Genomic DNA, 24,549 nt, shown 5'->3' on the forward strand with positions numbered 1-24,549 from the left:
GTGAGACAACGGACTGATTATAACTTTGTCATCCTGTAAACCCCCATCCGTTGATAAGGGGTTGCAGGAGACCCATGACGAGCGCGGCGGCGAGCACGAGGTGCAGGCAGAGGAAGAGAGGGACGAGCCTAAAGAGCGGCTTCTGTGTCTTGTGCCGGAAGGCACGCATCGCGGCATAGGCGCCGAACGGCCCGAACAACGCGATGACGAGGAGCGTCTTCTCCGGCGTCCTCCACGCCGAACGCTTTGCCGACCGCTTGTCGCGGTAGTATGCAAGGAATGCAACGGCGTTTGCAAGGAGGTAGACCGTGATCGCGGCGAAAGCAGGAGTCATAAAGATTGTTCCTCCTGTTTGGGCGTGTTCCGCCGGATGCGTTCGCAGATCCCCGAATCAGATTGAAGTGCCTCCAGCAACAACCGGATCTGCTGGATCGTCGAGGGATGGAGTTCGTGTTCCATATAACAGGCGTCGGCGTTGGCAATCTTCTCCGGGACGTTGATGGTCATCAGAAACTCCTTTAAGGTATCGTGACGGAATTTGATGACCTCGGCAACCTCGCGCCCCGCCGGCGAGAGCACCACTCCTTCGTAACGCCGGTACCCGACAAGACCCATACCGTCAAGTTTCTGGAACATCTCCACGACTGTCGACGGGCTGATGTCCAGCTCGCATGCCACGTCTTTGGTGCGGGCGTAGCCTTTCTCCAGCGTGACGTTGAGGATGGCTTCGAGGTAATCCTCGACCCTGCTGCTGAGGTTTACTGCACATCCACGACGTCTCATACGGAACATATGTTTCATACAACAAAGATATGATCTTTTCGGGACGAACCCATATCAGCATTTCACCAGTTTGATGAAAACGCAACCTGTTCTCGGTGCATACCGTCAGAGCGTGAAAGGAACGTTCTCATTTCCACCTGCCTTTCAGAAGGACGAGGTGGCCGGGACCCGCTCCAGGCGCCGCACCGGGGCGGTAAACGGCAGAATGAACCCCGTCTCATTCATGCCTCATCGGACTTCCTATTGAAGAGGAAGTAGACAATCACCAGCGTAAACGGCAGGAGGAGGACCGCCGCCGAGTAGGGCGGAGCAAACCCCCCAATGAAACCGGCAACCGAGTTGAAGAACTCCGGTGCCTCTTCGCCGGCAGGAATGCTCTCGCATAACCGGGCGAAGATGTCGGTGCCGGCGATGATCCAGACCATGATCGCGCCGAGAATCGCCTTTGCAGACCGTTCCATGGTCCCGGGACTCATCAGGCTGCCGAGCATGAAAAGGCCGCCGAAGACCATGACGGCGCCTCCCCACGCCCAGCGGAAGAAGTCGTCGCCGGCGATCTCAAGGACGCCGATTGAGACGCTCTGGATCATCCCGGCCCAGGCGAGGATATCGGCGAGGCCGAACGCAAGCGTAACGAGTCCGAGCAGACCGATGTAGAGCGTAACCATGCTGGTATTCCGGTTCATTTATGCAACCCCCATGAGGATGCCGACGGCGTGAATCAGTCCGCCGTAGACAAAGACCGTCGCCGCGAGCACGGCAACCGCCGCGGCAAGTTCCTTCCACCCCTCGCGCAGCATCACCACGAAGGTGGCCACGCAGGGGAAGTAGATGGAGACGAGCACCACAGCGGTGATCATCTGGTACGGTGTCATGGCAATGGCGGAGAGCTGGGCGACCGCGAGGTCTTTGCGGAGGAAGGCTGCAATGAGCGGCCCCACCGTCTCTTTCGGCACCCCGAACCAGGTGACGAAGAGCGGTTCGAAGAGATCGGCGAGCGCCCCGATGACGCCCGCAAGGTAAAGAACATTGACGGCCAGCACCCCGAAGAGGACGAACGGAACAGCGTCTTTAAGGAAACTCTTCGTTCTGTTCACGAGTTTTTTTGCAACATTCTTCCACAGCGGCCAGTGATAGGGCGGGACGTCGATGAGGATCTCGGGGTTGCTGCCGGGAATGATCCGGTCGAGCACGAACCCGAAGATCCCGAACCCGAAAAGCAGGAAGAGCATGACCCATCCCACTGCATCAGGAATAACTTCGAGCATCACACCGAGCTGGGCGCCGCAGGGGATGAAGATGGCAAGCAGGGTCATCATGATGAACCGCTGTTTCCGCGTCTCCAGGACACGGGTCGCCGTCACCGCCGGCACGTTGCACCCGAGCCCGAGGATCGTCGGCACGATGGCATAGCCGTGCAGCCCGATCCGGTGAAAGACGGTGTCCATCAGGACGGCGAGGCGCGGGAGGTAGCCGGAGTCTTCAAGGATCGTCATCATCAGGTAGAAGATGAGGACGGCCGGCAGAACCACCCCGATCGAGACGAAGAGCCCCGACGTGAGCATCCCGAACGCTTCAAAGCAGTTTTCCGCCAGCGGGTCGCCGACGAAGAGGAAGTAGTGGATGCTTGCCGGGTCGGGCCAGACCTCCTGGAGCCACGGGAGCCAGTAGTCGTCGAAGGCCTTGACCATGAAACCGTCCGTGACGAGGGTGCCGGCAAACGAGGAGAAGATGCTCCAGAAGGCGTAGAGCACCGCAACCGCAACGGCAATGCCGGTGAGCGGCCTGACGGTGAGGTCACCGAGGACGTCGCCGAGGTTCTGCCGGTAGATCCCGGCGGTCACCGTTTTTCTGGCGATTGCATCGACAAGGTCCCACCGTTCCTGCACGGGAAGCGCCATCCTAGCATCCCCCGCACAGGCCGCACCCGGCACATCCGCCCGACCGTTCCGGCTCATTGAACCGTCCGTCGGCCCGGGCCCGTACCTTCTCGATATCGGCCTTCTGCGCCTTGCGTATCATCTCCGCAAGGTCCCGGACGCCTTCGCCGGTGACGGCCGATGTCGGCACCACCGGCACGCCGAGGATCTTCTGGAGCATGTGGGTATCGACCACGATCCGCCGGTCGCGTGCGGCGTCGATCATGTTCAGCGCGATGACTGCCGGACGGCCGCGTTCGATCACTTCCAGAGCCAGGTAGAGCCCCCGCTCGACGCGTGTCGCATCGAGGATGACCAGGACCGCCGCACCCGGGTTCTCCGAGATCAGCCGGACCGTCACGCTCTCGGCGGCGTCCCGTGCCTCAAGGGAGTACGTCCCCGGTGCATCGATGACCCCATACTCCCGCCCGGAGACGACGAGGAGGCCTTTCGTATAGTCGACCGTCGTTCCCGGATAGTTGGAGACGACCGCGTCTCCCCCGGTGAGCCTGTTGAAGAGGGCGCTCTTCCCGACGTTCGGGTTGCCCACCATCAACAGTGTTTTAGACGGTTCCGTCATACTCCGGTCCTCCCGCGGCCATCGGTCTCGATGATGACCCCTTCGGCAATCTCCAGTCCCATCGCCACCTCCATGTCGTCGACGACGACGACAACGGGCCCTTTGATCGGCTGGCGGGTGACCATCTTCACCTGTTTTTTCCTCCTGATACCAAGGCAGTTGAGTTCGTGCTGCGAGGCTCGAATCTCCCGGACAAATCCGGATTCGCCGTATTCCAGTTCGGACAATCTTTTCACGAAATCACACCTTCCGTACCTGAATTTTCCGCGCCATTCCCCGGCCGAGGACGAGCGTCTCATCGCTAATCCGGAGGACAACCGGGCCGAATCGGCCGGAGAGTACGCTGACGATGCATCCTCCGGCAAGCCCGCGCAGCGCGAGGTGCTGGCAGAGACACTGCCCGCCTTCGACCGCAACAACCCGGGCGCGTTCGTTCGGAACCAAGTCAGTCAGTTGCATTTCTCGTAAAACGGGTATCCAGTTCGGCCGTAATCAACCAGAGCCGAATACTCTTCGGAAAGACAGGGGGTCCCCGAAGAGGTTTCGGAAGAAGAGAGTGAACCGAAAGCCGGCCGATTCTTCTGGCGGGCAGCGGCACAACCCCTCCGGGGTATGATCCGCTCAACGAGACATGAACCAGGACCCTGCCCGTTGTGCTGCGTGAGTCCCGGCGCCACAGGGATTTCGTGATACGAAAAAGAGATCGGTTATTGGATGATGTTGGTCTGGTACGTTGTACAGAGTGAGGCTCTACCATGGCTATCCTGTTCCCCTACCGGGGTGACAACCGGGAGAATGCAGAATTCCAGCGCAGGACTACACCGGATCACCTCCGGGGCTTTGAGCAGCACGGTTCGATGCCGGATAGGCTCTTTCACCCTTCCACGAGACTGTTTTTTCCGAGTTCGTCTTTTTTTGCCTCCTGTCGGACTCTGCCGACATGTATCCCGTGTGTCGTTCGGGAAGCATGTACCTTCCCCGCATTCTGTTCGGTTTTGCCCTGAAAACGAGAGAGGTGTTCGGTTTCTCGTAAAAAACCGGAATCCCGGGCTACCCGGACCGTGGCTCCTTCCTCCGTTCCGGGCCCGGGCCGGAGAGGCGCCGGACGAACTCCCGGACCTCTTCGGGGTCCCGGACGCCGCGGATCGAAGCGCCGCTGCTCATCTCAAAGCACTCCTGAGCGGAAGTTCCGCCACGTTATCCGGAGAGAACCCTTCTTCACCTTCTCGTATCTCGTGCCGTTCATCTTCATGACCACCTATTCCCGGTATATCCGGTAAGGTGTTCGGGAGAGATGATCTTCACCCGAAATGAGTTCGGATCTGCACATATTCCCGGAAAAAAGCATGGACCGGGGAGCCCACGGGCATATCCCGATCGGGCAGATCCGGGAGTTTCGACCCGGAAAACCTGCTCTTCCCGGCGAGGCCGACCGGGCAGGTCTTCACGATCGTGGGGTGAGCCGGCTGCAGACTTAACCTGCCTGCAACGCTTTTTGAACCAGGACGTAGAACTCATGGCATACATCATGAGGGAGACCCTCACGGCGCTCGCGGACCTGACCCGGGCTCATTTCTTCTTCGTCTGGCCCCTGCTCTTCTGCTCGGGACTGGCGCTTGCGTTTGAGAACTACGGCGGGTTCTCGTGGGAACTCGTCGGGCGGGCGGCGCTGATCGGCCTTTTCGGGTTCGAAGCCGGGTTCGTCCTGAACGATTACGTCGACCGGGAGTACGACAGGAAGGACGTCAACGGCTCGCTCACCCGCTACTGGCGGCCGTTCGGCGAGCGACCGATACCGGCGGGAAAACTCTCCCCCCGGGCGGCATTCGCCGTCTTCCTCATCCTCGCCGGTCTCGCGGCCGCCCTCGCCGCGACCCTCCCCGCTCCCCACAACCTCTACGTCCTCGGGATCATGGGCTACTCGTACCTGGCCGAGTACTTCTACCAGACCAGGAAGCGCAACCAGAAGATCCCGCTGGCCCAGATCGTCGGGCGGACGGACTTCGCCCTCTTCCCCGTCGCCGGCTACCTGGTGTACGGGAATCCGGACGCGACCGCTCTCCTCTTCTTCCTCTTCTTCTACCCCTGGACGCTCGCGCACCTCGGGGCAAACGACATCGCTGATATCGAAAACGACCGCGTCCGGGGGATGGCGACGATCCCGAGTCTGACCTTCGGTCTGACCGGGTCGGCTCCGGAGGACCCGACTCCGGTCCTCTACGGCATGAAGGGCGCGACCGCCTGGGTTCTCGGCTTCTCGGCCGTCCACGCGGGTATGGCGCTCGTCTTCGCCCTCACGCTCGGGCCGATCGCCGTCGCCGGATTCGCGGCGGGGCTCATCCTCCTCGGGGCTGCGAACTACCTCATCCTCCGGGGGAAGACCGCGGACGCGGCGATGCGGGCGCTCCCGCTCATGCATGCATCGCTGCTCGTCTACGCCGCGGCGATCATCGCGGGTGCCGTCCTCTAGATCTCCTTCTGCATCCAGACGACTTCGAAGGGAAACCCGCGTTTTGTGCCGACGCTCTCAAAGCGCCCGCATTCGACGAACTCATGCCACCGGTGGAACCGGATGCTCCCCTCGTTCACCAACGAGATGCCCGCGAATCTGAAGGTTACTAGCGTAGCCCCCTACGTCACGATGAACGCCCCGTGCATCGCAGGATGGACGTCACACCGGAAGAAGTAATTTCCCGGGGTCTCGGGCGCCGTGAGGGTGTAGGTGGCGCGGGTGGGGCCCGTGATGATTTCGCCGACGAAGATCGCTTCGGCCGCGGAAGAATCCGTGTAGACCGCGACGTTGTGCGGAACCCCTTCATCCCGGTTGTCGAACTCGACTGTCACCTCCGCGCCTGCGGGAACCGTTATCGTCTCCGTGCTGAAGCCGAAGTTCTCGGCCGCGATCGCGACGGTCACCCTCGCTACGGCGCGGGCCGCTTCCGGGGTCACGCCCGCACCCCCGCGACGGATGCCATGCCTGCGGTCATTCGTATCATGAGCCCCTACCGGGCGGGCGGGAACCATAAAGGTTACTTCGCCTGCGCTATAGCGATCTCCCGGTGCGGCGACCGTATGCTAAAAAGGAGAGGGAAGCCCTCCCTACTCAACAACGAACTCCCCGTCCATCGGGGGATGCACGTCGCACCGGAAGTAATAGGTTCCGGGCTCCTCCGGCGCCGTGAAGGCGTAGGTCACCTGATCCGGGCCGGTGATGATATCGCCGACGAAGATCGCTTCGGCTGCCGAAGAATCCGTGTAGACCGCGACGTTGTGCGGGATGCCGGTGTCCCGGTTATCGAAGACCATCGTCACGTTCGCCCCCGCCGGGACGGTGATGGTGGATGTGTTGAAGGCAAAGGCTTCGGCCACAACCCCCACGGTCACGTTCCGGGCTCCGGGGGCAGGGGTGGTCGTCGCGTTCGCGGTCGGGACCGTCGTAACGTTTGCAGTCGGCGTTATAGTCACGTTCCCGGTCGCGGCCGGTGTTGCAGTCGCACCCGCGCCCGGAACCATCGTCACGTTTGCCGTCGGGGTCGGCGTCGCCGTCACGTTCCCCGGGACGATCTTCCAGACCCTGCCGGTCATGTTGGACGCATCCGGGCCCCCGTCGTCGGTCGTGAGCACATAGATCTCCGCCTCCTCATCCATACCGAATCCCAGGAGGAAGGCATCTACGGTTCCCGCAGGCGTCCCGGCCACGTTGAGTTTCTGCAGGCTCCACATCGCAACGTCTTCGGGAGTGAGGTTCTCCGCGGAGTCGGGGAAGGCCGTTGCGTTCCAACTCTCAGGGGGCGTCGCGGCGAGCAAGGTGGCGTTCCCGGCGGCGAAGTCACTGCTCCAGTAGCCGAAGACGTAGCGTCCGGCAAGTTCCGGGAGTGCCGTGCCGTTGTAGACCCGGCCGCCGACGAAGACGACGCCCTGATCATGGCCGCCCTCGATGACGGGGCCGATCAGGGGTTCGCCGGAGGAGCCGTTTGCCGGGCAGGTCACCGGGGGCGTGACGGGGTTCTCCGGGTCGAAGCAATGGGTTCCTTCCATGAGCCGCCAGCCGTAGTTCCCGCCCTTCGTAACGATATCCACCTCCTCAAAGAGGTTCTGGCCGGCGTCGGCCACGTAGAGGTTGCCTTCGCTGTCAAACGAGAGGTAAGCAGGATTCCGGAGGCCGTAGGCGTAGATCTCGGGTGGAATGCTCTCGTTTTCGACGAACGGGTTGTCCGCCGGAATACCATAGAGGGTACCCGCCGCCGTCGTCCAGGTAGCGTTCTCCGGCTCGGTCACGTTCCCGGTGACGTTGTCCACGTCGATCCGGAGTATCTTGCCGTAGATCTTCGTGAGATCCTGGGCGTTCCCGATACCGGGAGTGTGGCCGGTCCCGTTATCGTCTCCCGCCCCGCCGTCCCCGAGCGGGACGTAGAGATAACCGTCACCGGGACCAAAACCGATGCTCCCGCCGTTGTGGTTGAACTGTGGTTTGTCGATCTCCATCAGGATCTTCTCCGAGGTCGCGTTGACACGGTCGGGGTTCTCGGGGTCGATCTCGAACTCCACAAGACGGTTCGTGCAGTTCCAGTCCTCGGGAGCCTCCTCGCGGAGGGGCGCGCTGTAGAACGCAAAGACCCGCCCGTTCTCCCGGAAATCGGGGTGGAAGGCGATCGAGAGAAGACCGCGCTCATCGAACGCCGGGTTGAGTTCGACCAGGCGGTCGCGGACGTCCAGGAACGGTTCCTCGAGGAGAGTGCCGTTCGCGTCGATGATCGAGACCGTGCCGACCTGGTCGACGACAAAGAGCCGGCCCGAATCGTCGCCGGCGTCCGTGAGCATCACCGGCGCGACGAAGCCTTCGGCTACGGGCTCGAGGCTCACGTCAACCATCTCTCCGGCAAGCCGGGTGGTCGAAGTGTTGTTCAGGAACTCCGCCGCATAGGGCGACCCGGCGTTCGTCAGGTTTCCGGCGGTGGCCGTTACATTCGCCGCTTCGGAAGCGGGAGGCTGCGTGAGATCGGTTCCGCCGTTCGGGTACACCTCGGCCCCGGCAACGCCTGTCAGGGCGAGGAGCACGAGGACGGATATCATGACTACGGCTGCTCGCGTCATGCGCCCTTCCTGTCGGGGACGAACATATAAACGTTACCCTGCCCGTTCGTAGATCCTGACACCTTCCTCGTCGTAGATGAGACGGAGCCCCCGGTCCGGCAACCGGACGTCGTAGCGCTTGTGCTCGGGCTCGCCGACGTAGAGGAGGGTCGCGTTGTACTTCTCCATGAGCGCAAGGGTTCTTTCGGGATCTTCATAGATCGCCCGGATGTCCGCCGGGCGCTCCGTGTACCAGGCCCCGTTCCCCCGCCATGTCAGTTCGTGGCCGATCTGCCCGAGGATCGTCGGGATGCCGGAAAAAGACGAGACCCTCGAGTAGTAGCCGTAATCTCCGTTCTCCGCCTCGACGATCCGGTGGTCGCCGCCGAGCGTCCGGAGGAAGCCGATCGCCGCGGCCTCCCCCGGCCGCGTGGCCTCGAGGTAGGCGAACCCGTCCAGGGTGCCGTAGCCCGCGGGGGGGTAGTCGATCCCGAGGAGCCCCCGGCCGATATCGACGTCAAGGGCAACGGGGGCGGCGACGAGAGCGATGGCTGCGGCGACGGCGGCACCCTTCCGTGCCGTTTCCGGGAGGAACGCTCGGCGCCCGGCAAGCCATCCTCCGGCAAGGAGGAGGGAGCCGGTGCCGACCAGGACCCAGGCGTCGAAGTAGAACTTGAAGATGGTGTTGAACCGGCTGTAGTCGCCCCCGAGCATCTCCTGGAAATGGAAGATTTCGCAGAAGGCGAGGACCGTAAGGCCGGCGATGCAGAGGAGGCCTCCAAACGAGCGCCCCCGGCGGAGAAGGAGGTAGGTGAGCGGGACCAGGAGCAGAGCGAGCGCGGCGTAACCGGCGGCGAGTGCCGGGACGGCGACGGCGAGCGCCACCGGAAACCGCCGGATATCCCGGGCGACGGCGACGTAGACGATCCCGAGGAATCCGCCCCAGACCGCGAGGAAGGCGAGCAGGTCGGTGGGAGGGAGGCCCCACCCGATCCCGCCGATACCCGCGGGTTCGAGATGCAGGTAGTAGGGGAGGTAGATAAGGAAGGCGACGGCAGGGACCGCGACGGCGGCGGCGAGGGTGGAGCGGTCGCGTTCGCGGGCCAGGACGAGGAGGAGGAAGGCGGCGACAGCGGGAGCGTAGACGAGAGCGTCCCAGGAGCAGAAGAGCGGCATCGAGCCGACGGAGAGGCCGAGAAGGGAGAGGAGGCCGAACCGGCCCCGGGTGTCGAGTGCGCCCCACCGGCACCAGATAAACCCGAGGAGGAAGATGAGGAAGATCTGGTTGAACGCGGCCATCTCGAAGGCGTGGACGTTCCCGAGGAAGAGGGAGAAGACCGGGAACTCGAACCGGGCACCGGGGATGATCCAGTTGGTGTCCTGCAACGCGTAATAGAGATCGCTTCCTGTAGCGAGGAACCAGATGACCGACGGGGGGACGAGGAGGAGGGCCGTGAGGGGAAGCCACCGCCACCGCGGGAGGATGAGGTGCCCGAGAGCGTAGAGCGCGACAAACGACGTCCCGTAGACCGTCCCCGGAATCAGGTTGAAGGCCGCCTCCGACGGGATGCCGGTGACGATGGCAAGCGAGCCCATCAGCCAGTGGCCGAGGTAGTAGTAGACGGTGAGGTGCCCGCCCGCAAACCAGGGGTCGAGCGGGGGCACCACGGGCTCCCGGATGACGCTCGCGAGAAAGGCGTGGTTCATGTACTGCTCGCTGAAGTAGCCGATGGGAGGGTTTACGAACCGGACGGAGAGGGCGAAGAGGAACCCGACGGCAAAGACCGCATCCCAGGAGAGGAATCTCCGGATCTCGCGGAGCCGGTAGTCGCCCCGCCGGATGCCGTAGGCCCCGAGGGCGGCGAAGACGAGGAGGGCGAGAGCGACCGGAAGGCGGAGGAGGCCGCAGTACCAGGTCGCGAGGGCGAAGAGGAGGAGGGAGGCCGGGTAGGCCGCCGGGTAGGCGTAGTCCCCGAGTGCCGGGCGGAGCCGGGGCCAGAGGGCCATCTGCAGTCCTTTGAGGAGGCCTGCCCAGAGGAGCACGTCCCACGCCTGGAGGAGGAGGTTCACGCCCCGCTATCGTGGGTAGAGGTATATGCGGTTTGCGCTCGCCCCCCCGATCTCCGAAGGGTCAGCGGCCCGCGGCTGGCACCTCCCCCCTCTTCGCCTCGCGGTCGCCCCAGTCCCCGCACTCGGCAACGACCATCCACGTCTCCCGGATCCCTTCTTCCAGCCGCACAATCCGGGCGGTTCCGCCGAGGCTCTCCTCGACCTCGAAGAACTCCCGCGCCTTCTGCTCGTTGAACGGGCCGTAGCGTTCGGTGACGCCGCGGTCGCCGAGGACCTCGACCCTGTACTTCAGCCGCGAACCATTCATCATCATTCACCGACGGGAGAGTCGCCTGCGGATCCATAAACCTTGGGGCGTCCTGCCGGAATCCGGTGGGTCGGGGACGTACCGGGGCAAACCAGGGAGGTCGATCAGGATTCCAACGAACGCCAGCGACCCGAACACCATTCAGCTCCCGGCGTAACGCTCGATGAGAGAAGAACCAGGGGATTAACTGCGCATTCTTTTTCCGGCTGTCCTGCTGTCCACCCGTACCGATGAGCTACAATATATACTATCCAATCATAACTCTACAGGCAGTGTTCTATCTGCATGAGCAATCCAATGGATTATAACAGAGGAAACAGAAATTTCGGTGGACCGAGGAACTTCGGCGGGCCCCGTGAAATGACGAAGACCGTTTGTTCAGACTGTGGGAAAGAGTGCGAAGTCCCCTTCAAGCCGACCGAAGGCAGACCCGTGTATTGCCAGGACTGCCTCCCGAAGCACAGAAAACCCCGGTTCTAAACCAATAAATCTCTTTTTTTAGCCCTGTTGAAATGCTTTCCACAACCTTCGGATAACACCCGGTTATCGATAGAAGTCGGTGGTGCGGCATCGCGCGACCCACCTCTTCAAGGCCTCCCGGTGCTCGGGAGACCTTGATCGGAAAAAGGAGCGGGCTTATTCAAGCCCGAGTTCGGCAAAGAGGGTATCGCGGAGCGCCCGGAGTGCACCCGTTGCCGGGGACTCACTCCGGGTCACGGGGCGGCCGTTGCGGACGGCGTCGACCACCGCCGGGTCGAACGGTATCTTGCTCGCTACCACGATGCCCTCTCTCTCGCAGTAGTCCTCGATCCTCTTGCAGATATCCTCCGCAAGGTCGAACCGGTTGATAGCGGCGAAGATCCGGACGCCGAACCGGCGGCAGACCGTCACGAGCCGTTCGAGATCGTGGAGCGCCGAGACCCCCGGCTCCGTGACGATGAGAACCGCGTCCATGCCGCTGATCGTCGCGATCAACGGGCAGCCTATCCCCGGCGGGCCGTCGGCAAGCAGCAGGGCGGCGCCGTCCGCAAGACTCACGGCCCGCTTCTTCACCTCGGTGACGAGCAATCCCGAGTTCCCCGAGCCCGGGAAGAGCCGGGCATGGGCGAGGTTGCCCCGGTCGGTCGCCGAAGTGTAGATCTCGCCGCAGACGCGCTGTTCCATAGAGATCGCTCCCATGGGGCAGACATAGGTGCAGACGGCGCAGCCTTCGCAGTGCAGCGTATCCACCTCCCAGGCGTCGTCGCGGCGCACGATTGCCCCGAACCGGCAGTGGTCGGCACAGATGCCGCAGCCACGGCACCGCTCCGGGTCGATCCGGGCCGCCGCGAGCCCCCGGAACTCCTCCGTGGTTAGCCGCCGGGGGCGGAAGAGGAGCTCCAGGTTCGCGGCGTCCACGTCGCAGTCGGCGAGAACCTGCGGCACCCCGCTGATATCCGCGAGCGCCGCGGCCACCATCGTCTTCCCGGTGCCGCCCTTGCCGCTGACGACCGCAAGCCGGATCACGGACTCACCCCCGCGATCTTCACGACCGCTTCAAAGAGGGCGACGAACCGCTCCTCCCACCCGGGAAGGAGCGCGGCGATGAGACCGCCACGGTTCTGGACGGCGGCGATCTCCCGCGAAAACGGGATGGTCATGATGACGGGGAGCCCGCGCTCCCGGCAGAAGTCGAGAGTTTCCTCGTCCTTGCCGTCGCTGCGGTTGATCACGACGCCGGCAGGAATACCGACCCTCTCCACCACCTCGGCCGCGAGGCGGAGGTCGTGCAGCCCGAAAGGCGTCGATTCGGTCACCAGGATGCAGGCATCGCTCCCCTCGAGCGTCTCGATCACCGGGCAGGCGATCCCCGGAGAGGCATCGTAGAGGGTGAGCGGGTGCCCCTCCGCGAGCAGCTTTGCCGCCCTGATGACCGCCGGGGCCTGCACCTCCCCCTCGTTCAAGACGCCGCTGATCAACACCAGGGCAGGCAGCGGGCGGGAGCACGCGACCCGGCCGACGGTGCGCGGGACTTCCCGGACGGCTCCCTGCGGGCAGACGAGGGAGCAGCCCCCGCACGAGTGGCAGAGTTCCGGGAAGACGAGGACGCGGTCTTTCAAGACCGAGAGCGCCCCGAACCGGCAGAACTTCCCGCACTCACCGCAGAGGGTGCAGCGGGCGGGATCGATCTCCGGAACCGGTGTCGTCACCGGCACGTCCACGGTAGTAGCGGGGAAAAAGAGGTGGAGGTTCGGCTCCTCGACATCGCAGTCGACGAGCACCACCTCGCGGGAGCGGGAGAGCGTGCAGGCGAGGTTCGCCGCCACCGTACTCTTCCCGGTGCCGCCTTTCCCGCTTGCAATCGCGATCTTCATACTGGGTTCCGCTTCATGCAAGGGGGAGCGGCTGCAGGTTCCCGGCGGTATACTGCGCGAGGGCATCGGCCACGCTGCCGCTTCCGCGGTAGGCGTAGGCCTTGATCCCGCCTACTTCAAGCGCTTTCGCAGCGTTCCCGCCGACCTGACCGGTGATGACCACCGTCGCGCCGTGCTCCGAAAACATCTGGACCGCCCGGGGACCGACCCCGCCGGCAGCGTCGACGAGGGGATTCTCAACCGATTCCGCTTTCCCCGTCTCCGTGTCGACGAAGACGAAGTAAGGTGCCCGGCCGAACCGCTGCTCGACCGGGGCGTCTGTGCCTGCTGCACGTGCCGTGATACCGACTATCATCCTGATTCACTCCTCTGGTGGTTTTTGCTCATATGAGCATAATACTATGGGTGGTGCACCCGTCTCATTGGTGCCCGTCGCACTCGCCGCCGTCTTCGTGGTGGCAGGAGCTCTTCCCCGGAGAAAGGCGGCCGGCAATATAGTCCTGCGCCACGTAATCAGTGTTTCCACTGACGCCGAGGAGAACCTGAATTCCGTTTGCGTTGAAGAGCTCGACGGCTCGTGGACCCATGCCGCCGGCGATGATCAGGTTGACACCGTGCTCTGCAAGAAAGACCGGGAGCCGGCCGGGCTCGTGGCCGGGGTTCGGGAGATCGTCTCTTCTGTAGATGATCGAATCTTCGACGTCGAATATGGCGTAACCCTGGCAGTGCCCGAAGTGTTCGGATACCCTGTTTTCGTCCTGTGCGATTGCTATTCTCATAATATCACCGAATTTACGCGGCCTCATATCCGGTATCGGCCGCATACAAACGTACTACACATATGCGCGAAAGAAAGTAAAACCACCCATCGTACCATCCGGTGCCGGGCCGGGGAACCTTTTTTAAGGCGAGCGACATCCTGCGGTGTAAGTTGCAGAAACCTGGTGAGATTGATGATTCAGCCCTTGGATATCGGAGAGTACCGGAACGTCTACGAACCGGGAAAGGTGGAGTGCGCCAGCACCGAGGAGATGCGACCCCTCGAGGAGATCATCGGCCAGGAACGGGCGCTCCGGGCGCTGCGGTTCGGCCTTGAGATCCGGGAGGCCGGGTTCAACGTCTACGCCGCGGGCGCCCAGGGAACCGGGCGGGTGAGAGCCGTCCGGAGTTTTCTTGACGAACTCGCGAAGGCCAAGTCCCGGGCGAGCGACTGGGTCTATGTCCATAACTTCGAGAACCAGTACGAGCCCAACGCCGTCGCCCTCCCTGCCGGGAAAGGGACGGAGTTCCGGGAGGATGTGAAACGGTTCATCGAGGAGGCGCGGCAGGCTCTTCCCCGGGCGTTCCAGAGCGAAGAGTACGCCAGACGGCGGGACGAGACGCTTCAGGCGCTCCAGGGGAACAGGACGGATCTCATCGCGCGAATCAACCAGAAAGCCCAGGAGGCGGGATTCGTCATCCAGATGAGTCCCATCGGTCTCCTGACCATCCCGGTCATCGACGGGAGGCCGGTTCCCGAGGAGGAGTTCATCAACCTCCCCGACGAGGTGCGGGCGGAGGTCCAGCGGCGGCGTGACGCCCTGAACACCGAACTGCGGAGCACGCTCCGGCAGGTGCAGGATATCGAGCGGCAGGGGGCCGAGGCGGTCAAGGACTTAAACCACGACATCGCCCTCTACGCGATCGGCAACCTCGTCGCCGAACTCCAGGAGAAATATGCCGACGTCCCGGAAGTCCCCGGGTACATCGACGCCGTCCAGAACGACATCCTCGAGAACATCCAGATATTCCTCGGTGTCCCCGAGCAGCAGCAGGGCGTCCCGCCCCAGTTCCAGGCCTTCATGCGCGAGATTCCGTTCCGGAAGTACGAGGTGAACGTCGTCGTCGACAACGCCGCGACAGAAGGCGCGCCGGTGGTCTTCGAGCAGAACCCCACCTTCCAGAACCTTCTTGGAAAGATCGAGAAAGAGGTGCAGTTCGGCATCTTCACGACCGACTTCACGATGATCCGGCCGGGCTCGTTGCATCGGGCCAACGGCGGCTACCTGGTCCTCGAGGTCGAAGACCTCCTGCGCGCCCCGCTCTCCTGGGACGGGCTCAAAACGGCATTGAAGACCGGAGAGGCCGTCATCGAGGAGCCGGGAGAGCGGATGGGGTTCATCACGGCAAAGACGATCAAGCCCGAACCCATCCCCCTCGACATCAAGGTGGCCCTCATCGGGACGCCCATGATCTACCAGATCCTCTACCGGATGGACACCGACTTCAAGGAGCTCTTCAAGGTCAAGGCCGACTTCGACATCGTGATGGAGCGAACCGACGAGAACGCCAATAAATACGCCGACTTCATCTGCAACCTCGTCCGGGAGGAGAACCTCCGGCACCTCGAGCGGGAGGCGATCGCCCGGGTGATCGAGTACGGGTCGAGACTCGCTGCGGACAGGGAGAAGCTCTCGACCCGGTTCTCGGCGGTCGCCGACCTCATTCGGGAGGCGAACTTCTACGCCGCAGAGAACGGGGCCGAGCAGATCGAGAGGAGACACGTCACGAAGGCGATCGAGGAGAAGATCTACCGCTCGAATCTGATCCAGCAAAAGATCGAGGAGGCGATCCGGCGGGGAATCTTCCTCATCGATACCGGGGGCGAGAAGGTCGGCCAGGTGAACGGCCTCTCGGTCATCGGGCTCGGTGACTTCGCGTTCGGCCGGCCGTCGAAGGTGACCGCGAGCATCGGGGTCGGCCGCGAGGGGATCGTGGACATCGAGCGGGAGGCTGCGCTCGGCGGGCCGATCCACACGAAAGGCGTCCTGATCATCAGCGGCTACCTCAACAACAACTATGCGCGCGATAAGCCCCTCTCCCTCTCCGCCCGGCTCGTCTTCGAGCAGAGCTACGAGGGGATCGAGGGCGACTCCGCGTCGAGCACCGAACTCTACGCCCTCCTCTCGGCGCTCTCGGGGCTTCCGCTGAAACAGTACCTCGCCGTCACGGGCTCGGTGAACCAGCGGGGGGAGGTCCAGGCGATCGGTGGGGTGAACGAGAAACTGGAGGGGTTCTTCGAGGTCTGCAAGGCCAAAGGGCTCGACGGGAGCCAGGGAGCGCTGATCCCGGCGAGCAACGTCCAGAACCTGATGCTGAAAGAGGAGATAGTCGAGGCCGCGAAGGCCGGAAAGTTCCGGATCTACCCGGTGCGGACGATCGACGAGGGAATCGAGGTCCTCACGGGCGTTCCGGCAGGCATCCAGCGCGAGGACGGGACCTACGAGGAGGGGACGGTGAACTACCTGGTGGACCGGCGCCTTCGGGAGATGGCCGAGACGATGCGCGGGTTCCAGCCGACGACGGCGAAGTGACCGGGATGGAGCGGAAACGGTCGGTCTACATGGACCATGCGGCGACGACGCCGGTGCGGCCGGAGGTCGCCCGGGCGATGCTCCCCTACTTCTCGGAGCGGTTCGGGAACCCCTCCTCGCTCTACTCCCTCGCCCGGGAGGCGAAGGAGGCTGTTGAGGAAGCACGGGAACACGTGGCGGCGGCGATCGGGGCAAGCCCCGAGGAGATCTTCTTCACGTCGGGCGGGACGGAGGCCGACAACTGGGCAATCAAGGGGACGGCGGCGGCGAGCCGAAAGAAGGGTGATCATATCGTCACCTCTTCAATCGAACACCACGCCGTCCTCCACACCTGCCGGAGCCTTGAGAAGCAGGGCTACCGGGTCACCTATCTCCCGGTGGACGGGTACGGCCGGGTGGAGCCGGAAAGAGTCGAGGAGGCGATCACGGATGCGACGATCCTTGTCTCGGTGATGGCCGCGAACAACGAGATCGGGACGATCCAGCCGATTCGGGCGATCGCGGAGGTTGCGCACGACCACACAATCCCGTTCCATACCGACGCCGTCCAGGCGATTGGAGCCTTCCCGGCGGACGTTGACGAGATGAGGGCCGACCTCCTCGCCATCTCCGCCCACAAGTTCGGCGGCCCTAAGGGGACGGGAGCGCTCTACATCCGGCGGGGAACCCGGATAACGACGTTCATGGACGGTGGGGCGCAGGAGCGGGGCCGACGTGCCGGAACCGAGAACGTTCCCGGGATCGTGGGGCTCGGGCGGGCGATCGAACTCGCGGTCGCCGGGATGCCCCGGAACGCCCCCAGGCTTGCCGCGATGCGGGACCGGTTGATCCGGGGAATCCTGGAAGCGATCCCGGACACCCGCTTGAACGGCCACCCGACCGAGCGGCTCCCGAACAACGTGAACGTCGCATTCCGCTACGTCGAGGGGGAGTCGATCCTTCTCATGCTCGACGCCCTCGGGGTTGCCGCCTCGACGGGGAGCGCCTGCACCTCGGCGTCGCTCGAGCCCTCCCACGTCCTCACTTCGTGCGGCCTTCCCCACGAGGAGGCGCACGGCTCGCTCCGGCTCACCCTCGGGTACGCGAACACCGGGGACGACGTCGACTACGTCCTTGAAGTGCTCCCGGGGATCATCGAGCGGCTGCGGGCGATCTCGCCGCTCCGGGGGGAGGCGTGAATGGCCGGGATCTTTCGGGCCTACGACATCCGGGGACGCTACCCGGACGAGCTCGACGAGGCGACAGCAAAACGGATCGGGAACGCCTTCGTCGCGCTCCTTGCAGCTGAGCGGATCGTCGTCGGGCGGGACATGCGCCCATCCTCGGAGTCGCTTTCCCGGGCGTTCATCAGGGGTGCGGTCGAGGCCGGGGCGGAGGTCGCCGATATCGGGATGGCGAGCACCCCGCTCCTCAACCACGCCGTCATTGCCGGGGGGTTCGACGGCGGGGCGATGGTGACGGCCTCCCACCTTCCCGGGGAGATGAACGGGTTCAAACTCGCCCGCGAAGACGCCGTCCCGCTCTCCGGCGACCGCGACCTGCCGCTTCTGGAGACCCGAACCGGGGAGGAGGAGGTCGCCCGCGCCGGGGGGTCGTGCCGCGAGACCGGGATGCTGGACGCCTACGTCGGGACCGTGGCCGGGTTTGTCCGGGCGCCGAAACCGCTCACGGTCGTCGTGGACGCGGGGAACGGGATGGCCGGGCCGGAGGTGCCCCGGCTCTTTGAGCGGATTCCGGCATGGCGGCTCGTGCCGATGTATACCGAGCCCGACGGCCGGTTCCCTCACCACCATGCAAACCCGCTCGACCCCGCGACCACCCGGGAACTGCAGGAACGGGTCGTGGCCGAGGGCGCGGACTTCGGGGTGGCGTTCGACGGCGACGGCGACCGGTGCGGGCTCATCGACGAGCGGGGCGAGCGCGTCCGGGAGGATCTGGTGACCGGCCTCGTCGCGGAGTATCTGCTTGAAGAGAACCCGGGGGCAACGATCCTCTACGATCTCCGGTCGAGCCGGGCGATCCGCGAGGCGATCGAGCGGGCCGGGGGCCGGGGCGTCCGCTCAAGGGTCGGCCACGCCTTCATCAAGACCGCGATGCGCGAGGAGGACGCCCTCTTTGCCGGGGAACTCTCCGGGCATTACTACTACCGGGACATGGGGTTTACCGACAACGGGCTTCTCACGCTGGTCACGATCGCAAACATCCTCGCCGCAAGCGGCCGGACGCTCTCCGAACTTGTTGAGCCCCTCGACCGCTACCCCTCGACCGGGGAGGTTAACCTGACGGTGAGCGAACCGGCGGCGGTGCTCGCGGTGCTTGCGGCGCGCTACCGCGACGCGGACCTCGACAGGCTCGACGGGCTGACGGCGACCTACCCCGACTGGTGGTTCAACATCCGCCGCTCCCACACCGAGCCGGTGGTGCGGCTGAACATCGAGGCGGATACGAGGAGCCTCCTTGATGAGAAGAAGCGGGAGGTGCTCGCGGCCATCCGGGACGCCGAAGGTGCGTAAGGACCGGCCCGGCACGGAACGAGGGGCGGCGCGAACTGCCTACTCACGCGAAGGCGCGAAGGCGCCAACCCCCCCGGGTTTCTTAAGCCCGGGCCGTCGCGCTTCGCGTTCTTCGCGGCTTCGCGTGTGGCCGAAGAAATGTAAAGCAGGAAGCCCCCCTTCAGGGTGGGGTGGTTCACCAGCGCTGTCATTCCCAGATTCTGTGGATCGGGACATTTGTCCCCGGGCGGTCGCGGATCGGGATCGCAGCGCCGCCGGCATACCCCACGAAAAAGAGCCGTTCGATTCTTCACAGCCCAAGAAGGCGCCGTTAATCCATTGCTTCGGCGGGAAGAAGATGATGGCCGACGGCCGCAACTTATAAGTATCCGATATCCCACTGTTGCCCGGCAGGCTGCAGCTTGCAACCGAAGCGGGGCCGGGTGGAGCTCCCGGAAATTGTTATCCGGGGGAAGAGAGCCGGGATTCAACGGGCACCCGGGCCCCGAGCCGGGAAGACAGAACAGGTAATTGATGAGGTGATGATAATGGCGGAACAGCAGATGGAGTCCCGGCCCTGGCAGGAGACCATGGTCCGGAAGACAAACAACCAGGAGGAGCAGTTCAACCCCGACAAGATCAGGAGGTCGGTGCAGAACGCCGGAGCAGACCAGCAACTGGCGGACGAAATAACCCGGCAGATCCAGGGGAGCACGCACAGCGGGATGACGACCACCGAGATCGACGACAATATCCAGGATATCCTCAAGCAGCGGGATACGAACGCCTACAACAACTGGATGCAGTGGAAAGAGCAGCACCAGAAGATGCGGTAAGAAATTTCCTGGAGCATTCTGCAGGCAGTCCCTCATACTACAGGTGCCAGAGACCCGCCGGCAGGCTTGTACGGCGGACCTCCGGACATCGCGCCTGTCGGATATGCGGGCGCCCTGCAGAACGCGCACAACGTTTTTATGATCAAAGAACAATATTTATATGCAGTGAGATCCCGGGAAAATCCCGGAGATCCGAACTAAATGGCCGTTTCCGAATTCAGGCCGGCTGCATCACAATTCTCGGGCCCGTAGCTTAGTCCGGTCAGAGCGCCCGGCTCATAACCGGGCGGTCGTGGGTTCGAATCCCTCCGGGCCCATATTATTTTACGAGTACTCCGTGAGAAGAACAGGTAAGTGAAGGGCCGGCTCCGCAAAGCGACTCCACAAATGAACGTCCGTCCAGTGCATCGCAGGGAAACCCGTTAGAAAGGGCTATCTGCCGGGACGTGAGAGTTTCCTGGGACTATGATCGAATGGGCCGTAATCCTTCTGCTGTTTCTTGCTGTTTTAGTTTTATTTTATAAGTACTCCAGGATTCAGGGTCGGATCGAGCAAAAAGCACGCGAGATATTTGAATCCTGGCGCCTGAGGGAACGAGAAGACCTTGAAAATTGGAAAGAGCAGGAACTCAAACGTCTTTCGGACGAAAAAGCAAAGATCCTCTTTGAAACGTGGAGGCAGGAGGAAGAAGGGAACATCCGCACCGATGCGATCAAGCGCAGCCAATCGGTGACCCGGGGGAAGGTCACGGAGTGCCTCATCCCGTATTTCCCGGACTTCCCCTACAATCCGAAAGATGCGCGGTTTTTAGGGACGCCGGTCGATCTCATCGTCTTCGACGGATTGTCCGACGCCGATGAAGTGCAGAACGTGGTCTTTGTCGAAATAAAAACAGGTAAAGCCGCCAACCTGAGTAGACGAGAACGTGCGGTCAGAGAATGCATCAAAGCCGGCCGGGTGCAATATTTCATCATCCACCAGTCGTTTGACGAAACCGCCAATCAGTTGCGCGATATGGGGATGAACTAGTCATACACGGCCATATCGGGTTTTGAACCGCCTCAAAAAAGATACAGAGTATCTTCCGATCAGGGCGACGGTTCGAAGGAGGCGTCCTCGTCCTCCGGGCACCCCTCCTCCCGCCGGCGGCCGCACCCGACGATCCGGATCGTCTTCCCGTGCACCAGGGCGTCGGCGACCTTCGTCCGCGCCTCGTGCAGGTCGCGCCAGAGGGTCTTTCGGGAGACGCCGAGGGCGACGGCGGCCTCCTCCTGCTCGAGCCCCTGGAGGTCGACGAGCCGCAGGGCTTCCACCTCCTCGGGGAGGACGACGACGAACTCGTCGGGCCCCCCGCAGAGCGGTCCGAAACACCGGAACGCTCCCTGGTCCCCGATCATCCGGCGAACACGGGGCCGGCCCCGCTGGCGGCGGCCACGCCCCTCGCCGGGTTCTCTCTCGTTCATGCTACCGATCTCCTGAAGTAGAGATCGGTCTCCCGTGCAGATAGTGCCTTCGCTCCGGGTCGGCGGCTACCACCGGCCGCGTGCCCGGCCGCCGCGGCCAAAACCGCGGCCGCACCCCCACGGGATGCCGCCCCGGCCGATGCCGCGAAGCACCGGCGCGGAACCTTCTTCTGGTGTCCCCGCTACAGGGGGCGAGACGCACCGCCCCCGGCGGCCGCCCGTCATCGGGCCACGGCCGGCCGGGCCGGTTCCATCAAATCCTGGCATGGTTGTATCACCTCAATTATTACACATATGAGTAAAAATATGTAAAAATATCCAATGGGGCATATCCGGTGTTCCGGGCTGTGGCGGTCTAGTTGTGGTCTAGCTGATTGTGACTCCGCCTGATCAGGCGACGTCATAACCACCCGGACCACTGCGCTTACCCACCCTGAACGCCGCATATACAGCCGTTCCGCATCGATCTACTACACCTCTCGAGCCCCGGTGGTCCGGCTAAAACCCTCGCCTATCCACGGCGACGTCGTAACCACCCGGACCACAGTATCCCGGCAGGGCAACCTATATCCCGCACCCCGCACCCTCACCGAGCATGCCCGCCGGTGAGACGAACTGGAGGAGAAGCCTCCCGGCCGACCTCGTCGCCGGGGCGACCACCGCCCTCGTCGGCATCCCGCAGGGGATGGGGTTCGCCCTCGTCGCCGGGGTCAACCCCGTCTACGGCCTCTACACCGCCGCGTTCTCGACGGCGATCGGGGCGTTCCTCACCGGCTCCACCTACCTCAAGGTGATGCTCTCGAACGTCCTCGCGGTCTCGATCTTCTCGGTCCTCGCCCCCGTCCCCGAGGCCGACGTCCCGGCCACCCTTTTCATCCTGACGCTCCTCGTCGGGATCTTCCAGCTCGGGTTCGGGCTTCTTCGGGCAGGCAGCCTGACCCGGTTCGTATCGAACGCCGTTCTCACCGGCTTCGTCACGGGAGCAGCGCTCCTCATCGTCCTCGGCCAGCTCGGGAACCTCACCGGCTACCGGCTCCCGCGGGAAGCGATCCAGATCCTCGCCATCCCCGACCTGCTTCTCCACGCGGGAGAGATCCAGCCGCAGGCGCTCTTCGTCGGCCTCCTCACCATCGCTCTCGCCCTCGTCTTCCAGCGGGTGCCGCGCCTCAGCTCCGTCTCGCTCCTCCTCCCGGTCATCATCGCGGCCCTCATTGTCCGGACCGCATTCCCGGGGGTCGCGCTCGTCGGCGATATCGCCGCCATCCCCGCCGGCCTCCCGGCCCCCGTTGTCCCCGACATCACCCTCGTGCCCGGGCTCCTCGTCCCGGCGCTCGCCCTCGCCATCATCGGGCTCGTGATGGCCGTCGGGGTCACGGAGACGATCCCCGAGCCGGACGGCAGCATCGCCGACGTGAACCGGGACTTCTCCGGGCAGGGGATCACGAACATCCTCACGAGTTTCCTCCAGTGCGCCCCGTCGGCCGGCTCCCTCTCCGCGACGGCGCTCAACGTCGCCGCGGGGGCAGAGACGCGGGCGGCAAACCTCATCTCGGGCGCCCTCGTCGGAGCGGTCATCGTCGTCGCGGGATCGCTCGCGGAACAGATCCCGCTCCCGGCTCTCGCCGGGATCCTGATCCTCATCGGGGCCGAGCTCATGAACCAGCCCCACGTGATCGCCTGCATCTGGAGATATTCCCGCCCCGGGCGCTGGGCGATGCTCGCCACGTTCATCTCCACCCAGGTCCTCCCGCTCCAGTACAGCATCTACATCGGCGTCCTCCTCTCGCTTGCCATTTACCTGGTCACCTCCACCCGGGAGGCGACCGTGGTCCGCCTCGCCCCGGTCGAGGGGGGGATGTTCCGGGAAGAACCGGCGCCCGAACGACTTTTGGACGACAGCATCACCGTCCTCTCGGTCTCCGGGAGTGTCTACTTCGCCACCCTCCGTGCCATCGAGCGGTCGCTCCCGTCCCCGGGAGGGGCAGAGAGCGCCGTCGTCATCCTTGCCCTCCCCCGAAGGGTCGAGGCAGGAACCGGGCTCTTTCGGATGCTGACACGCTACGCCCGGAAGGTCACGGCCGGTGGGAACCGGCTCATCCTCGCCGAAGTCAATCCCCGGCTCCTTGCAGGACTTGAAGAGGGGGGCGTCGTCGAGGCCATCGGCCCCGGGAACATCTTCCCCGCGACACCGGTCATCGGCGAGTCGCTTCGGGCCGCTATCCGGGCGGCGAAGGCCGGAACGTGATAACCCCGCCGGAAAACTCTTTCTCTGTGGAGCGCCCATACCGTTCCTGTGAACATCGCCGGGAACCTCCCTCCCCCTGCCCGGATCGCGATCGTCGGGGCGGCGGTCGTCATCGTGCTCGCGGGGATACGGGTGGCCACACCGATCCTCGGCCCGCTCCTCGTCGCCGCCTTCTTCGCCATGATCACTGCCCCCGCCATGAAATGGTTGACCCGGCGGAGAGTTCCCCCGCTCCTCGCCGCCGCAACGGTGGTCGCGGGGCTGATCGGGATCTTCGCCGGAATGATCATCTTCCTCGGTGCGGCCTTTACCGGGTTTATCCGAACTCTTCCGCAGTATCAGGCGAGTCTCGAAGCCCATGCTGCCGTCCTCGCCGATTACGGCATAGATATCGGCAGGTTCACGATATGGGACTACATCGACCAGGGGTTCATCCTCCAGCAGGCGACCGAACTTGCCCGGCAGATCGGGAACATCGCCGTCGATGCCTTCCTCGTCTTCGTCGGAATCGGGTTCCTTCTCCTGGAGGCACCCCGTCTTGCGGCCGTTCTCGCGCGCCACCTGGGATCGGAGAGCGCCCCCTACCGGCACCTATCCCAATCGGGCAAGATCCTGATCGACTACGTGGTGGTCAGGACGAAGGTGAACCTGATCACCGGCGTCGGTACCGGACTCTTTCTCACCCTCCTCGGGGTCGACTTCGCGGTGCTCTGGGGGTTCATCGCCTTCGTCCTGAGTTACGTCCCCTACATAGGCCTCGTCGTGGCCGCGATCCCGCCCACCCTCCTTGCTTTCATCGAGTTCGGGCCGGCCGGAGCCGTTGCCGTCATCGCTGCCGTCGCCCTCATCGACGCCGCTGCAGAAAACCTCGTCCTCCCCCGGATGGCCGGGCGGGAACTCAACCTCTCCCCGTTCGTCGTCCTCTTCTCCGTCATCTTCTGGGGTTTCATCCTCGGTGCGGTCGGGATCTTCCTCGCCATACCGCTGACGATCGCGGTGAAACTCTTCCTCGAGAGCTGGGAAGAGACCCGGTGGATCGGGGAGATGATGGGCAACGGAGACCGGGAGGGGTAG

At 63.8% G+C, this 24,549-nt stretch carries 27 protein-coding genes and 1 tRNA gene; 10 read left to right on the forward strand and 18 right to left on the reverse strand.

Features of this window, described 5'->3' with window-relative positions:
* Positions 1 to 28: 28 nt before the first annotated feature.
* The 7 genes from SZ63_RS06285 to SZ63_RS06315 form a co-directional block, all read right to left on the reverse strand.
* Positions 29 to 334: a DUF1294 domain-containing protein gene (locus tag SZ63_RS06285; RefSeq protein WP_048182762.1), complete on the reverse strand. Its 306-nt coding sequence runs from the start codon at positions 332 to 334 to the stop codon at positions 29 to 31.
* Complete coding sequence (locus tag SZ63_RS06290; protein WP_241481264.1) at positions 331 to 783, reverse strand: metal-dependent transcriptional regulator; 453 nt, start codon at positions 781 to 783, stop codon at positions 331 to 333. The genes SZ63_RS06285 and SZ63_RS06290 overlap by 4 nt, the downstream gene beginning before the upstream one ends.
* 221 nt (positions 784 to 1,004) lie before the next feature.
* Positions 1,005 to 1,469 (reverse strand): hypothetical protein, encoded by a 465-nt coding sequence (locus SZ63_RS06295; protein WP_048182767.1) that lies wholly within the window; start codon positions 1,467 to 1,469, stop codon positions 1,005 to 1,007.
* Positions 1,470 to 2,684, reverse strand: coding sequence for a nucleoside recognition domain-containing protein (locus tag SZ63_RS06300; RefSeq protein WP_052959074.1), 1,215 nt, complete (start codon positions 2,682 to 2,684; stop codon positions 1,470 to 1,472).
* A gap of 1 nt (position 2,685) precedes the next feature.
* Entirely contained in the window at positions 2,686 to 3,282 is a 597-nt protein-coding gene (locus SZ63_RS06305; RefSeq protein WP_082122669.1) for a FeoB small GTPase domain-containing protein, read from the reverse strand.
* Complete coding sequence (locus SZ63_RS06310; RefSeq protein ID WP_048182775.1) at positions 3,279 to 3,518, reverse strand: FeoA family protein; 240 nt, start codon at positions 3,516 to 3,518, stop codon at positions 3,279 to 3,281. Before SZ63_RS06310 ends, SZ63_RS06305 begins: the two co-directional genes overlap by 4 nt.
* Positions 3,519 to 3,522: 4 nt before the next feature.
* Positions 3,523 to 3,741 carry a FeoA family protein gene (locus SZ63_RS06315; RefSeq protein ID WP_048182778.1) on the reverse strand — a complete coding sequence of 73 codons (219 nt, stop codon included), beginning with the start codon at positions 3,739 to 3,741 and terminating at the stop codon, positions 3,523 to 3,525.
* Between the two features lie 1,057 nt (positions 3,742 to 4,798).
* Between SZ63_RS06315 and SZ63_RS06320 the strand changes: the two genes are divergently transcribed.
* Positions 4,799 to 5,752, forward strand: a complete 954-nt coding sequence (locus SZ63_RS06320) for a UbiA family prenyltransferase (RefSeq protein ID WP_241481265.1) — start codon at positions 4,799 to 4,801, stop codon at positions 5,750 to 5,752.
* Here the strand turns inward: SZ63_RS06320 and SZ63_RS13230 are convergent.
* The 5 genes from SZ63_RS13230 to SZ63_RS06340 all read right to left on the reverse strand — a co-directional run bounded on the left by SZ63_RS13230 (position 5,749) and on the right by SZ63_RS06340 (position 10,738).
* A complete protein-coding gene (locus SZ63_RS13230) occupies positions 5,749 to 5,871 on the reverse strand; it encodes a GNAT family N-acetyltransferase (RefSeq protein WP_277619444.1) in 123 nt (40 codons plus the stop codon). The two genes, SZ63_RS06320 and SZ63_RS13230, sit on opposite strands and share 4 nt — an antisense overlap.
* Positions 5,872 to 5,913: 42 nt before the next feature.
* Entirely contained in the window at positions 5,914 to 6,231 is a 318-nt protein-coding gene (locus tag SZ63_RS06325) for a cupredoxin domain-containing protein (protein ID WP_241481266.1), read from the reverse strand.
* Positions 6,232 to 6,381: 150 nt separating this feature from the next.
* On the reverse strand, positions 6,382 to 8,376 hold the full coding sequence (locus SZ63_RS06330; RefSeq protein WP_241481267.1) for a PQQ-dependent sugar dehydrogenase: 1,995 nt from the start codon (positions 8,374 to 8,376) through the stop codon (positions 6,382 to 6,384).
* 33 nt (positions 8,377 to 8,409) lie between these two features.
* Positions 8,410 to 10,425 carry a DUF2298 domain-containing protein gene (locus SZ63_RS06335; RefSeq protein WP_048182783.1) on the reverse strand — a complete coding sequence of 672 codons (2,016 nt, stop codon included), beginning with the start codon at positions 10,423 to 10,425 and terminating at the stop codon, positions 8,410 to 8,412.
* Positions 10,426 to 10,486: 61 nt separating this feature from the next.
* On the reverse strand, positions 10,487 to 10,738 hold the full coding sequence (locus SZ63_RS06340) for a hypothetical protein (protein WP_241481268.1): 252 nt from the start codon (positions 10,736 to 10,738) through the stop codon (positions 10,487 to 10,489).
* Positions 10,739 to 11,017: 279 nt separating this feature from the next.
* Here SZ63_RS06340 and SZ63_RS12650 point away from each other — a divergent pair, with 279 nt between their 5' ends.
* A complete protein-coding gene (locus SZ63_RS12650; RefSeq protein WP_011845255.1) occupies positions 11,018 to 11,212 on the forward strand; it encodes a CxxC-x17-CxxC domain-containing protein in 195 nt (64 codons plus the stop codon).
* Between the two features lie 156 nt (positions 11,213 to 11,368).
* On the opposite strand, the gene SZ63_RS06345 is transcribed toward SZ63_RS12650, so the two are convergent.
* From SZ63_RS06345 to SZ63_RS06360, 4 genes are all read right to left on the reverse strand, one after another.
* Positions 11,369 to 12,238: an ATP-binding protein gene (locus SZ63_RS06345; RefSeq protein WP_048182786.1), complete on the reverse strand. Its 870-nt coding sequence runs from the start codon at positions 12,236 to 12,238 to the stop codon at positions 11,369 to 11,371.
* On the reverse strand, positions 12,235 to 13,086 hold the full coding sequence (locus tag SZ63_RS06350; RefSeq protein ID WP_048182790.1) for a nucleotide-binding protein: 852 nt from the start codon (positions 13,084 to 13,086) through the stop codon (positions 12,235 to 12,237). The genes SZ63_RS06345 and SZ63_RS06350 overlap by 4 nt, the downstream gene beginning before the upstream one ends.
* A gap of 13 nt (positions 13,087 to 13,099) precedes the next feature.
* Positions 13,100 to 13,441: a NifB/NifX family molybdenum-iron cluster-binding protein gene (locus SZ63_RS06355; protein WP_048182794.1), complete on the reverse strand. Its 342-nt coding sequence runs from the start codon at positions 13,439 to 13,441 to the stop codon at positions 13,100 to 13,102.
* Positions 13,442 to 13,505: 64 nt separating this feature from the next.
* Positions 13,506 to 13,865, reverse strand: coding sequence for a NifB/NifX family molybdenum-iron cluster-binding protein (locus SZ63_RS06360; RefSeq protein WP_082122671.1), 360 nt, complete (start codon positions 13,863 to 13,865; stop codon positions 13,506 to 13,508).
* A gap of 174 nt (positions 13,866 to 14,039) precedes the next feature.
* On the opposite strand from SZ63_RS06360, the gene SZ63_RS06365 reads away from it, so the two are divergent.
* From SZ63_RS06365 to SZ63_RS06390, 6 genes are all read left to right on the forward strand, one after another.
* Positions 14,040 to 16,439 carry a Lon protease family protein gene (locus SZ63_RS06365; protein ID WP_048182797.1) on the forward strand — a complete coding sequence of 800 codons (2,400 nt, stop codon included), beginning with the start codon at positions 14,040 to 14,042 and terminating at the stop codon, positions 16,437 to 16,439.
* 5 nt (positions 16,440 to 16,444) lie between these two features.
* Positions 16,445 to 17,617 carry a cysteine desulfurase NifS gene (gene nifS, locus SZ63_RS06370; protein WP_048182802.1) on the forward strand — a complete coding sequence of 391 codons (1,173 nt, stop codon included), beginning with the start codon at positions 16,445 to 16,447 and terminating at the stop codon, positions 17,615 to 17,617.
* Positions 17,618 to 18,952, forward strand: a complete 1,335-nt coding sequence (locus SZ63_RS06375; protein ID WP_048182805.1) for a phosphomannomutase/phosphoglucomutase — start codon at positions 17,618 to 17,620, stop codon at positions 18,950 to 18,952. It abuts the gene before it with no gap.
* 527 nt (positions 18,953 to 19,479) lie between these two features.
* Positions 19,480 to 19,767, forward strand: a complete 288-nt coding sequence (locus SZ63_RS06380) for an ATP cone domain-containing protein (RefSeq protein ID WP_048182808.1) — start codon at positions 19,480 to 19,482, stop codon at positions 19,765 to 19,767.
* Positions 19,768 to 20,009: 242 nt separating this feature from the next.
* Positions 20,010 to 20,084 (forward strand) — tRNA-Ile (locus tag SZ63_RS06385).
* Between the two features lie 148 nt (positions 20,085 to 20,232).
* Positions 20,233 to 20,796: a Holliday junction resolvase-like protein gene (locus SZ63_RS06390; RefSeq protein ID WP_048182810.1), complete on the forward strand. Its 564-nt coding sequence runs from the start codon at positions 20,233 to 20,235 to the stop codon at positions 20,794 to 20,796.
* Positions 20,797 to 20,855: 59 nt separating this feature from the next.
* On the opposite strand, the gene SZ63_RS06395 is transcribed toward SZ63_RS06390, so the two are convergent.
* The gene (locus SZ63_RS06395) at positions 20,856 to 21,230 is read right to left on the reverse strand and encodes a DUF134 domain-containing protein (RefSeq protein WP_048182814.1); all 375 of its coding nucleotides are present in this window, start codon (positions 21,228 to 21,230) and stop codon (positions 20,856 to 20,858) included.
* 66 nt (positions 21,231 to 21,296) lie between these two features.
* Positions 21,297 to 21,497 (reverse strand): DUF5320 domain-containing protein, encoded by a 201-nt coding sequence (locus SZ63_RS12655; protein WP_082122673.1) that lies wholly within the window; start codon positions 21,495 to 21,497, stop codon positions 21,297 to 21,299.
* A 328-nt stretch (positions 21,498 to 21,825) separates the two neighbouring features.
* On the opposite strand from SZ63_RS12655, the gene SZ63_RS06400 reads away from it, so the two are divergent.
* The gene (locus tag SZ63_RS06400; protein ID WP_048182817.1) at positions 21,826 to 23,475 is read left to right on the forward strand and encodes a SulP family inorganic anion transporter; all 1,650 of its coding nucleotides are present in this window, start codon (positions 21,826 to 21,828) and stop codon (positions 23,473 to 23,475) included.
* 48 nt (positions 23,476 to 23,523) lie between these two features.
* The gene (locus SZ63_RS06405) at positions 23,524 to 24,549 is read left to right on the forward strand and encodes an AI-2E family transporter (protein WP_048182820.1); all 1,026 of its coding nucleotides are present in this window, start codon (positions 23,524 to 23,526) and stop codon (positions 24,547 to 24,549) included.

The organism is Methanoculleus sediminis, assembly GCF_001017125.1.
GTDB lineage: Archaea > Halobacteriota > Methanomicrobia > Methanomicrobiales > Methanoculleaceae > Methanoculleus > Methanoculleus sediminis.